The sequence below is a fragment of the Clostridium sp. LS genome (genome assembly GCF_002760435.1).
In the GTDB taxonomy this organism is placed as follows: Bacteria; Bacillota; Clostridia; order Clostridiales; family Clostridiaceae; genus Clostridium.
Map to the genome: position 1 here is coordinate 87367 of NZ_AUUU01000009.1, position 12202 is coordinate 99568.

Below are 12202 nucleotides of genomic sequence, written 5' to 3' on the forward strand. Positions count from 1 at the left end.
CATTAGCATAATTATTTTAGGTTAACTTGATAAATCGGTACACCGCTTAGTTTTCCATTCACTTCTTTACTAGCCATTAAGGTAATTGCTTTTACTGGAATAGTAATTCTTTTAAATTGAATTGAGTTATTTAAATCTTTAACATGCTCATAAAATAACACCCTTCGCCCTAAAGTAATATGGGGCATAAAAAGTTTATCATAAAATGGTATCTTCCATTCTTTTAATAGCGAGGAAAGTTCATTATAAAGTTCATAAAGAATAGCATTTTCTTCTATTCCAATCCATAAAATATTTGTCTTTTTTCTTTTAAAAATACCTAAGTTATTTACTAATAATTCAAAAGGACTTATCTTTAAAACTGCTCTATCTAGCACTTCCTTTAATTTGGAGATCTGAAGATCATCAGCTTCTCCTATGAACCGAATTGTTAAATGAAAGTTATTTTTTTCTGTAAAACTGCCTTCAATACAATAATTTTTTATATATGATGTTATTTTATCAAAATAATCCTTAATGTCATCTTCAAAATCTATAGCAATATATACTCGCAAGTTCTCTCTTCCTTATCTGTGGAATCATTTTGTATTAATTTTAACCTCTTTGCCGTTAGTGTTAGAACGGATTATTAGAGGGGTATATTACTTCCCTCAACTTTATTATATCATATGAAATTTTTAAATAACAGGCTTATAATTTGTGCTCATTGTGTGTATCATAGGAACAGAATCACTTCGTAGAGAATTGCGTCATTCGTATCTAAAAAAGAGGAAGGGGAATATTTATGAATTCATATGTGCTTAGCTTTCAGGAAATTAATAAAACAAGGATTTCCATGGTTGGAGGAAAGGGTGCTAATTTGGGGGAATTATCTATTCTTACTGAAATTCTAGTACCAGAAGGTTTTTGCGTTACCACAGAAGCATATAAAAAGATAACTGGAAATAATGAAGAACTTAAAGGTTTATTAGATGAATTATCGCATTTTAGGGTAGAAGACATAGAAAAAATCAGAGAACTTAGCAGTAAGATTCGCAAGGTCATTGAAGGGATAACTATACCTGAAGCAATTAGCGAAGAGATTACTGGATTCATATCCAAACTTGGTGAAAAAGATTCCTATGCTGTACGTTCTAGTGCAACTGCAGAGGACTTGCCGACAGCTTCTTTTGCAGGTCAGCAGGATACGTATTTAAATATTATTGGAAAGGAATCAATCTTAAATCATATCAGAAAGTGCTTGGCATCACTGTTTACAGAGAGAGCAGTAATTTATCGTATTCAAAACGGATTTGACCACAATAAAGTTCACCTTTCCGTGGTTGTTCAGAAGATGGTATTCCCTAAGGCGGCAGGAATTTTGTTCACTGCTGATCCTGTTACTTGTAATAGAAAAGTGGTATCCATTGATGCAAGTTTCGGGCTAGGAGAGGCCTTGGTTTCTGGATTAGTGAATGCTGATAATTATAGAGTACGCAATGATAAAATTGTAGATAAGAAAATATCCACTAAGAAGCTAGGGATCTATGCTTTAAAAGATGGTGGTACCAAAGAGTTGGAGATTGAGAATGAAATGCAAAATAGGCAAGTATTGACGGATGAACAGATTTTGAGACTTACGCATATGGGCAGAAAGATTGAAGAGCATTTTGGATGTCCACAAGACATAGAATGGTGTTTGGTTGATGATGCATTTTATATTGTTCAGAGCCGACCAATCACTACTTTATATCCAGTCCCCGAAGCGAATGATGGAGAAAAACATGTCTATTTATCTGTAGGGCATCAACAAATGATGACCGATCCTTTGAAGCCACTCGGAATGTCTTTAAAGGAGTTAATATCTTTTGGCCGATGGTTTAAAGCTGGTGGAAGGTTATTTGTTGATGTGGCACCAATGCTGGCTTCGTCAGATGGCAGAAAAACCTTATTAAATAATATGAGACAACTCGAACCGCTTACAGAAGATGCAATTATGACAATAATAGATCGAGATTTCATAAAATGTTTACCAAATGATAAAGAGGAACACAGTGACCTTAAAAGCAATAAAAGTATATCCGCTGCAATTTCAGAGCCACAAAAGGAATTGGATCCGAAAATCGTTTCAGAGCTGATTAAGAAGAGTCAATCATCCATAGAGGAGTTAAAACAAAAAATCCAAAGGTCATCAGGAGTAGCTTTAATTGATTTTATTCTAGAAGATACAAATGAGTTAAAGAGGATTTTATTTGATCCGCAAAGTACATCTGCATTTATGGCTGCAATAAATGCTTCACTTTGGATCAACGAAAAGATGAACGATTGGCTAGGGGAAAAAAATGCAGCTGATATAATTTCTCAATCTGTACCTAACAATATTACTTCGGAAATGGGCCTAGAACTAATGGATGTGGCAGATGTGATACGTCCTTATCCGGAAATAGTTGATTTTTTGCAACATGTAAAGGATGATAACTTTTTAGATGAAGTGATTAAGTTTCATGGTGGAAAGGAAACTCGGGATGCAATATTGTCTTATCTTAGGAAATTTGGAATGCGATGCAGCGGAGAAATCGATATTACTAGAACTCGCTTCAGCGAAAAACCAATTACACTTGTCCCTATGATTTTAAGCAATATCAAGAACTTTGAGCCTAATGCTGGTAAAAGGAAATTTGAGCAGGGACGACAGGAAGCTTTGAATAAAGAACAAGAATTATTAAGTCGCTTGAGAGAGTTACCGGATGGTGAACAAAAAGCCAAAGAAACAAAGCGAAATATCGACTTGATCAGGAATTTTATAGGTTACCGTGAATACCCAAAATACGGCATGATTTGCCGCTATTTTGTTTATAAGAAAGCTTTAATGAAAGAAGCGGAACGACTCGTACAAGATGGCGTTATTCATGAAAAAGAAGATATTTACTACCTTACGTTAGAAGAACTTCGCGAAGTAGTACGCACCAATAAACTTGATTATGATATTATAGGGAAGCGAAAAGACGAGCACATATTAAATGAAAAATTAACACCACCACGTGTTATGACCTCCGATGGTGAAATAATTACAGGTAAATACAAACGAGAAAATCTTCCGGCTGGTGCTATTGCAGGTTTACCTGTTTCTTCTGGAGTTATAGAAGGAAGAGCACGTGTCATTTTAAATATGGAAGATGCTGATCTAGAGGATGGTGATATATTAGTAACCTCTTTTACTGACCCTAGCTGGACACCATTGTTTGTATCCGCAAAAGGCTTAGTCACCGAAGTTGGAGGACTCATGACTCATGGAGCAGTTATCGCACGTGAATATGGATTACCAGCAGTTGTCGGAGTAGAAAATGCTACCAAACTGATAAAAGATGGGCAGCTAATTCGTGTGAATGGAACAGAAGGATATGTAGAAATCGTATAAATTTTAGTAAATATTTATGGAACAGGAGAAATAAAGTATTGAGAATTTATTAGATTAATAAAAAGCTAATATCCATAATAATTATAGATATTAGCTTTTTGTAATCAAATTCTTAGTGAAAATAATGGAAGGATATGTTTCATAATAAATTAAAGCAAGGCATTAACACCATTTACTTTAGCTTGTTCATCATCATCCACAGGAATAATAATGCACTTTTTCCCGTCAATTATTTGAGATTTTATTTGAGCTACTTTCTGAGGTTTTACTTGAAGCACAATATCATAGCTTGGAGTAGTATCATCACTAGCTTCTATTTCATGGTCAGAAACTTGTTCTAAACTAGCATTAATATCTGCTTCTAACATGATATTAGTCTCAGTTTCTAATATAGCTTCAGAATCTACTTCTAACGTAATATCAACATCTGAGTTCAAAGCTGTTTCCTTTTCTAAATCTAATGCAGCTTCTTGTTTAGTTTTTTCAAGTCTCTCTTCTAATATTTTTACTTTCTTTTCAAGGCGTTCTTCCTTTTTTCTTTGTTCATTTGCTGCCAGGGCTTTTTTATCTATTAAATTCTCTACTACTGGAGGTGTATCACCAAATTCTCTTGTATAAGATTTCTCGATTTTTGTGAGTATTTCTTCAGGAATGCCGCTTTCAATTAGAATATCTTGAATATTATCGTTAGTCAAAACTATAGGTTCAGCGTTTTTTCCATTAACAGTTTTATGGTCATCTACTATATTATTAAGTGTTTCTTGAATTTCCATGAAGAAGTGCTCAGATTTTTCATCATCACCGCCAACGGCTTTATGAATAATAGTATGGAAGGCTTCTTTCTGCTCAGTAGCTGTTTGCTTTGAACTACAGCCTAAAGCTTCTTCCATAAATTCTGGATGAGGATCTTTTGCATCCTTTGTATAGTACATAATAGAATGAATATCAGTACTACGGTCTGTAAAAGCTGGAAATACAAATCCTAGATCAGGGGGGCCAACTACCCAATCTCTAATACGTGCTCCAATTCTATTTTCATCTTCAATGTATCCAAGGCCTGGTTTTGAAAGTGATACTGGACATATTGCACATAATAGATATTCATATACTTCTTCCGATTCGTCTAATTTCAGATTATCTGTAGTTTTTGTCATTACATCATAAGCATCGTGAAAAATAAGTATCAGAAAATTACCCGTATAGTCGTAACTGTCAATAATTAATTTATAGAAATCATCAAGTAAAGCATCATCTTTTAATCTGCTTTTCTTTAGTTCCAATAGAGAAAGTTGTCTGCCGCCTACATTTTCTTCATCAAGAGGAAAGTTAAGTTCTAGAAGGTTATTTCCAACTGTTCCTGATAATGTTTTATTAGCAATCTCTAGATATTTAAAGAAGACATCTTCTTCTAGGTTCAAAAAAGTTTCTTTAATTTTTAAAACAATATTTTTCTGGCCATCTACATAGCAGCCACACATTCTGGTAAATGTACACTCGTCCTTTTTTAATCGTCTTTTTAATTCTAATATCTCTTTCTTGTTCATAAACAGCCCTCTCATTTAATGGATTTTAGTTAAGCACATTAGAAAAATAACATGTCCAAATTTACCATGAATTTTTTCGTTTTTGAATGTGCTACAGTACATAATAAAGGATATGCTACCTAATATAGTATAGTGTTCAACTTATAGTTCTGCAAGTAGTAAATGTATTTAATTGGAAGGAGAAAGAAATCTCAATGACAGTAATAATAATTAAAGTAATCCTTTGAAGAAAAAAGTATTTTATATGCTATTGACAAAATAGAAAAATAAAAATATACTTAGTATAGAAAATGGTTTTATAAAATTTAATTTTGCAAAATTTAAAATGACGACTATGAATAAATATAACGTATAAGAATTAGTAATTGAAGTGCTTAGACTATTTGGTTAATAAAATATTGTTTAAGCAAGTTTTTTAAGGATATTAATTGAGTAAAATTAAATTTGTAAAAATTATAGATTGCTTAATTTAAATTGAATAGGATATATAAGTATGAAATTGTATGATTATGGTGCAATAAAGATGAATGGAAAAGAAATTAAGATGGAAGAATATAAAGTAAGACAATTAAATGGAATTTAACTAAATTTCTTATAGATCAAGAGGGAAAGGTTATAAAACGATATACGCCTATAAAAAAAGCCAGAAAAGATAAAAAATGATATAAAAGAATTATTAAATAAAAGGAGCGATTAAAATGATTTATGATTTTAAAGTTAAAGAGGTAAACGGAAATGAAGTTTCATTGGAAAATTATAAAGGGAAAGTATTATTAATAGTTAATACTGCAACTGGATGTGGATATACACCACAATATGAAGGCTTACAAAAGATATATGAAAAATATAAAGACAAAGGATTTGAAATACTAGATTTTCCATGTAATCAGTTTTTTGAACAAGCACCAGGAAGTGATGAAGAAATAGTAAACTTTTGTCAACTAAAATATAATACAACTTTTAAGACATTCTCAAAAATTGATGTAAATGGAGAAAATGCAAGCGAGCTATATAAATATTTAAGAGAACAGGAACCAAAGGCTGTAGAAGATGAAGCATCGGAAGGTCTATATAACTTTCTTAAAGAAAAAGGATTTACTACTGCTGGTGACGAGATTAAATGGAATTTTACTAAATTTCTTATAGATAAAGAAGGTAACGTTGTTGAGAGATTTGCTCCAACATATGAACCAGAGAAAATTTCAGAAAAGATTGAAGAATTACTTAAGTAAACCAGCATATAATATAGATTTTAATAATTAAGTATCTAATATAACATAAAAACTACGATCATCTGTATACAGCTTAAATTGAAATTACAGGTGGTCGTATTTTTTATTGTTACGTATAGCATCGCTTGTCGTTTTATAATGGAGAATTAAACCATGTATGGATTAGATTGTTGACTTTTTATAAACGTTTTGCTAATATGTTTATATAATAGATAAACAAATAAAGGGTGTTGTTGGTGTGAATGAAAAACTGATTTTAGAAGCTGACTTTGAGGATATGAAAAATGGATATACGTTTAGCTTAGATAAAGGAATATATAAATGTCTAATTTGTGGGGAGATATTTGAAGTAGGTGAAGTCTATCCGTTTAATGGAAGATTTTTTGAAGCCCAAAAAGCAGTGATTTTTCATGTTAAAGAAAAACATGGTTCTATGCTTGAAATTCTATTAGGATTTGATAAAAAGTATATAGGAATTACAGATAATCAAAAGAGTTTGTTAAACGATCTTTGCATCGGATTAACTGATAATGAAATTGCTAAAAAAAATGGATTATCATCTGCTACAATACGTCATCAAAGATTTATGTTTAGAGAAAAAGCTAAACAAGCAAAGGCTTATCTAGCTATTTTTGAATTAGTTGAGAAATCCTTAGAGAGGGACACAAAAGAAGAGTTTGTTAAATTACACAACGGTGCAACAATGGTTGATGAAAGGTATGAAGTTACAAATTTAGAACAAGATCAAATAATCAAAACATACTTTGTTTCATCAGGGGAATTACATTTAAAATCTTTCCCTACAAAAGAGAAAAGAAAAATAGTCGTGCTTAGGAAGATATCAACTTTATTTGAGTTAGATAAGAGATATTCTGAAAAAGAAGTAAATGAAATATTAAAACAAGTTTACGATGATATTGCAACCATAAGAAGGTATTTAATTCAATATGGCTTTATGGAAAGAACAAAAGATTGTAAAGAATATTGGTTAAAAGGGTAAGGAGGTGTAAATATGAGCAATATCAATAATTTTATCGATAGTACAGGTAAATTAAAAAGTTGGCCTTCAAAGCGCGAATTGAAATTTAAGGCTTTGGAATATATTGCAAGTAAATTTGAATACGATCGTTTTTATACTGAAAAAGAAGTTAACAATATAATTGACAATTATCACACATTTGGGGATTATTTTTTAATAAGAAGAGGGTTAGTAGATAGTAAGTTGTTATCACGTACAAGGAATGGATCTAAATACTGGAGAAAATATGATAGCTTAGAAGAAGAACTTATGATTTCTAAATTGATAGTAGAAAACAATAATATTGGTGCAATATTGAATATTATTAAAATCAAAAATGGCATGAGTTCAATCCGCTATCATATCTTAACTGATAAAGGGGAATTTATTTTAAAAAACATTGAAGATAACGGTATGAATAATCCAGAGAATGAGTATAAAATTCATCAAATACTTGAAAATGAAAACATACCTATTTAATAAGCATATAAAAGAAACGCATAATAGTAGGTTTTAAAAGTTTGTTTTGCCTACACAATAATGCCCACGAAAATCTAATTTCGTGGGTTATTTTTTACTAACTGGGATTTTAAACCCTCTTATATGATGTGTTTAGCTCAATCATTTCTATAAACTTTGAAAGAGAGCTAGTCATTAAAGAAGCCTTTCGCCTTATAAAAAATGTTCTTGTAGTATTATATTTCTCAGGTACTGGAAATGATTTAAGAAGTCCCTTATCCTCATAGTCTTTAATAGTGGATTTAGGAACAAAAGATGCACCGAGATCAGCAATAACACCTTCAATAATAGAATTCAAATTATTAAATTCCATATATCGAATATTATAAATTCCTTTAGATTTAAGCCAGTTTTCAAGTTGTGTTCTATTAGGGCATCCTATGGTACTCATTAAGAAGGGCTTGGAATATAAATCTTCCGTTTTAGCGTATTTAGGATTTGAAATGAGTACTAAAGTTTCTTCAAATACAAGTTCACTAACAATATTTTCATCACTAAGAGAAGGCGTTTTGACAAAAGCACCATCTAGCTGGAAGTGCTTTATCTTATAAATAAGTTCATCGGATTGACTTGTTATTAGAGATAAATCAACCTTTGGATAAGCTCTATGGTATTGTGCTAAGATTTCAGGCAGACGGATAGCTGATACTGTATGAACAGCGCCAATTGATAAGCTTCCAGAAGGATCACTGGAATCATTTATCGCCTTATCGGCTTCATCTAGTAAATAAATGATTTTCTCAGCATAAGCTAATAATTTTTCACCTGCAGGAGTTAATATCATACCACGCTGCCTATAAAATAATTGTGTCTTTAGATCATATTCCAATTGCTGAATTCTAGCCGAGACATTGGACTGAACATAGCCTAAGGTTTGAGCCGCCTTTGTTATACTGCCTGTTTGAGCAACAGCTCTGAAAATTCTTAATTCATTACTTTCCATTTATGCACCTCAATATATATCAATAAAAACGAATGTTTATATCTAATATAATCATTTTACATGATATATAACCTCGTGTAAACTATACGTAGAAAATAAAATTAAGTGGCTTCGATGGGATAAACTATATAAAGTTTTATTTGTAATCGAAAATTTATTCCATTTATATAGAAGGAGAATATATGAAAAATTTTAAATCACACAAATGGAGCATCTTATTTGTTGTTACATTAGTTTCATTTATTACTAATTTGGATTCAACTATAGTGATAATAGGTTTGCCTAAGATAATGGAAGGATTAAATATTTCGGTAACATCTGGATTATGGATAATTACAGGCTATATTATTGCGAGTACAGTGTTGATATTACCTGCTGGAAAGTGGGCGGATACAGTGGGAGTAAAGCGTATTTTCATGTTAGGACTTATAATTTTTGCATTTGGTACAATACTTTGTGGAATTGCAGGTTCAGGATTAACTTTAAATATATATAGGCTAGTTCAAGGAGCAGGTGCTGCTTTAGCTATGGCAACTGCAACTCCAACTATAGTTAAGACATTTCCTAGCAGCCAGCTTGGGCTAGCTTTAAGCATTAATGCTACTTCATGGGTTATTGGAGCAATAGTAGGACCTGTAGTTGGCGGTGCTTTAATTACCCAGTTTGGATGGCGTTCAATATTTCTCATAACAATACCTTTTGTGCTTATTTGTATAATTGGAGCTGCTTTAGTAATGGAGGAGACAAATCTTAATAGTAAACAAAAAAATGACTGGATTGGTATATTAACATTTAGCTTAGGATTGATATCAACAATGATAGTACTTTCAGAAGGACAATCATTTGGATGGTTATCGTATAAAACTTTAGGATTATCAATAATCGCAGTTATACTATGGGTTGCATTTATAATTACAGAATTACATGTAGATAATCCATTGTTCAACTTCAATTTGCTTTCATATAGAAATTATTCAATTGGACTTGGAATTACTTTATGTTACTGTATTGCATATTTTTCATTACCTTTATTATTAAGCATATATTTGCAAAGTGTACTTCATTTAACTCCTACTATATCAGGTCTATTAATGATTTCATTATCTGTGCCACAGCTTGTGCTTGGTCCGTTTGCAGGGAAACTTGTAGATTATATTGGAGCTTTAAAAACTCTTTCATTTGGAATTATATTTCTCATTGTAGGGATATTCATGCTTGGAAATCTTGGTGAAGAATTATCAATTTCATCTGTAATTATACCATTAATATTATTATCAACAGCTAATAGCATAGCCTGGCCATCGTTGGCGAAAACTGTATTATCAGCAGTGCCTAGGGAGCAAACCGGAGCAGCATCGGGAATGCATTATACAATTATGAATATTGGTAAAGCTTTAAGTCAGACATTAGCAATATTAACAATAGAAGTAATTATACCTTCAGATATAGTTTCTAAGGCAATTGTAGGAATAGGAAGTTTAAATAATTTAAGTATAAATGGTAATTTAGTTAGTTCAATAGATTCTAGTTTTAGATTTTTTACTATTTTCTTTGCAGTTGCACTAATACTAAGTTTAATTCTTTTATATTCAAAAAAGAAAAATAATGTTGGGGAAAGGGTGGACATTGTATAACTTACAATCATACATTACTAACTATCTTTTTCAATGGTTAATAAATTTTAAAGGCTGCTATCGCCTCAACATGGAACTAGCAAAATCCGTACATTGGATTTTGCGTTTTTTTATAATGATATCAAAATGTTAAGAAACTATAACAATTTATGTTAATTATGATTGGTGGTATTATAAATATTAAAGAGATAAAATTGAGAGGAGATATAAAGGAATGCTTAAAACAAATTTAAAAGTATTGAGAAAAAGATTTAAGCTTTCTCAGGAGCAGGTAGCCGAAGAAATAAATGTATCACGTCAAACTGTAGCAAAATGGGAAAATGGAGAAAGTACACCAGATATTAATAGTTGTGCAGCTTTGGCAGAATTATATGATGTAACTTTAGATAATCTAGTGAATTATTCTGATGAAAAAAATAGCACGGGCATCCCTCCAAGGGGAAAGCACATCTTTGGAATTGTAAAAGTTGATGAAAACGGGTGTGTTGTTATTCCAGAAAAAGCACGACAGATATTTAGCATTAAGGCTGGAGACAGTCTGCTTATGTTGGGAGATGAATTGGAAGGTGGACTCGCTCTCATGTGTGAAAATGAGTTTATGAAATTTCTTTCAGAATGCTCAAAATTAAGTGACTAAATTTAAAGTTACATTTAATATTGAACATTATAATTATGAATTTGTTATTATCCATTACTTTATAACTTGGTTAATTATCGTAGGCACTGATAGACAATCAAATTTATTAGATAATGGAGGATAAAAATGAGAGAACATTACATTGATAATATAAGATGGGTAATTATTATTCTAGTAGTAATACATCATGTAGTTTGCATTTTTAATAGTACAGGAGTTTTGGTAAACTTTAATGCACCAGGAATTCCAGTATTAGATGTTTTTGCTTACTTTGTGTATCCATGGTTTATGCCATGTATGTTTTTAATTGGAGGAATGAGTGCAAGATATTCTTTAAATAAGCGTACCAATAAACAGTTTCTAATAGAACGTGTTAATAAGCTTCTTATACCATTCTTAATCAGCATGCTGATAATTGCACCTTTTGTAGGAATATTTACTTTTAATGTAAATGGATGGTCAGGAATCGCTTCACTGCCTAAAGTAATTATAGGATTAATTTTAATGGCAAGCGGAATGGGCCCGCTATGGTTTTTAATAGAAATGTTTATAATATCAATGATTTTTCTCCTTGTAAAATCTTTAGATAGAAGAGATAAATTATTGATACTAGGCGGCAAAGCCAATATATGGATTTTACTTTTCTTATATATACCATGTCTTGGATTTGCACAGATTTTTAATTTTATGTATACATTTCGTAATGGATTATTTATAATTCTATTTTTATTAGGGTATTTTGTGTTTTCTCATGATAAAGTGCAAGAAGAATTAGAAAAGCATAATGTTATCTTATTAGTAGCTGCCGCTATATTATTTATTATTGAAATTCAGAGATTTTGGGGAAAGAATTTTTCTGATTTAACAGTAATAAATAATTATCTTGTATTTCTTTATGGATGGATCATGATGCTTGCAGTTATTGGGAACTTTAAAGCCTATTTTAACTACTCTAATAGATTTACAAAATATATAAGTAGCAGAAGTTTCTTGATCTATATATTTCACTATCTGCCTATGAATATTATTGCTTACTATATAGTCACTTATTTAAAACTTCCGATAATTCTTAATTATATACTTGTATTAATATTGTCGTTTGCGGTAACAACTATTATATCTGAAGTAGTTTATAGAATTCCTGGAATCAGATTTTTATTTGGCATAAGAAGAAAATAATATAAAAAGCTTAAGTATAAGTAATTAATTGTTCAGCATATATATGGGATTTATAATAATAGCCTTGCTTAATTAAAAGAAGCAGGGCTTTAATTTTAA

10 protein-coding genes are annotated in these 12202 nt (G+C 31.1%); 7 read left to right on the forward strand and 3 right to left on the reverse strand.

Annotated elements, in window-relative coordinates; genetic code table 11:
* Positions 1 to 11 precede the first annotated feature (11 nt).
* Complete coding sequence (thpR, locus tag COL3_RS02480; protein ID WP_008423394.1) at positions 12 to 554, reverse strand: RNA 2',3'-cyclic phosphodiesterase; 543 nt, start codon at positions 552 to 554, stop codon at positions 12 to 14.
* A 230-nt stretch (positions 555 to 784) separates the two neighbouring features.
* On the opposite strand from thpR, the gene ppsA reads away from it, so the two are divergent.
* Entirely contained in the window at positions 785 to 3397 is a 2613-nt protein-coding gene (gene ppsA, locus COL3_RS02485; RefSeq protein WP_008423396.1) for a phosphoenolpyruvate synthase, read from the forward strand.
* 149 nt (positions 3398 to 3546) lie between these two features.
* On the opposite strand, the gene COL3_RS02490 is transcribed toward ppsA, so the two are convergent.
* Positions 3547 to 4941: a DUF4317 domain-containing protein gene (locus COL3_RS02490; protein WP_008423399.1), complete on the reverse strand. Its 1395-nt coding sequence runs from the start codon at positions 4939 to 4941 to the stop codon at positions 3547 to 3549.
* A gap of 698 nt (positions 4942 to 5639) precedes the next feature.
* Between COL3_RS02490 and COL3_RS02500 the strand changes: the two genes are divergently transcribed.
* The 3 genes from COL3_RS02500 (at position 5640) to COL3_RS02510 (ending at position 7671) form a co-directional block, all read left to right on the forward strand.
* Entirely contained in the window at positions 5640 to 6173 is a 534-nt protein-coding gene (locus COL3_RS02500; protein WP_008423403.1) for a glutathione peroxidase, read from the forward strand.
* Positions 6174 to 6411: 238 nt separating this feature from the next.
* A complete protein-coding gene (locus COL3_RS02505) occupies positions 6412 to 7173 on the forward strand; it encodes a DUF2087 domain-containing protein (protein WP_008423405.1) in 762 nt (253 codons plus the stop codon).
* 12 nt (positions 7174 to 7185) lie between these two features.
* Complete coding sequence (locus tag COL3_RS02510; RefSeq protein ID WP_008423407.1) at positions 7186 to 7671, forward strand: DUF2087 domain-containing protein; 486 nt, start codon at positions 7186 to 7188, stop codon at positions 7669 to 7671.
* Positions 7672 to 7780: 109 nt separating this feature from the next.
* Here COL3_RS02510 and COL3_RS02515 read toward each other — a convergent pair whose 3' ends face one another.
* A complete protein-coding gene (locus COL3_RS02515; RefSeq protein ID WP_008423410.1) occupies positions 7781 to 8653 on the reverse strand; it encodes a LysR family transcriptional regulator in 873 nt (290 codons plus the stop codon).
* Positions 8654 to 8835: 182 nt separating this feature from the next.
* On the opposite strand from COL3_RS02515, the gene COL3_RS02520 reads away from it, so the two are divergent.
* The 3 genes from COL3_RS02520 to COL3_RS02530 all read left to right on the forward strand — a co-directional run bounded on the left by COL3_RS02520 (position 8836) and on the right by COL3_RS02530 (position 12103).
* Positions 8836 to 10287, forward strand: coding sequence for an MFS transporter (locus tag COL3_RS02520; protein WP_008423412.1), 1452 nt, complete (start codon positions 8836 to 8838; stop codon positions 10285 to 10287).
* 214 nt (positions 10288 to 10501) lie between these two features.
* Positions 10502 to 10924: a helix-turn-helix transcriptional regulator gene (locus tag COL3_RS02525; protein ID WP_008423414.1), complete on the forward strand. Its 423-nt coding sequence runs from the start codon at positions 10502 to 10504 to the stop codon at positions 10922 to 10924.
* Between the two features lie 126 nt (positions 10925 to 11050).
* Positions 11051 to 12103 (forward strand): acyltransferase family protein, encoded by a 1053-nt coding sequence (locus COL3_RS02530; protein ID WP_008423416.1) that lies wholly within the window; start codon positions 11051 to 11053, stop codon positions 12101 to 12103.
* The last annotated feature ends 99 nt before the right edge of the window (positions 12104 to 12202 follow it).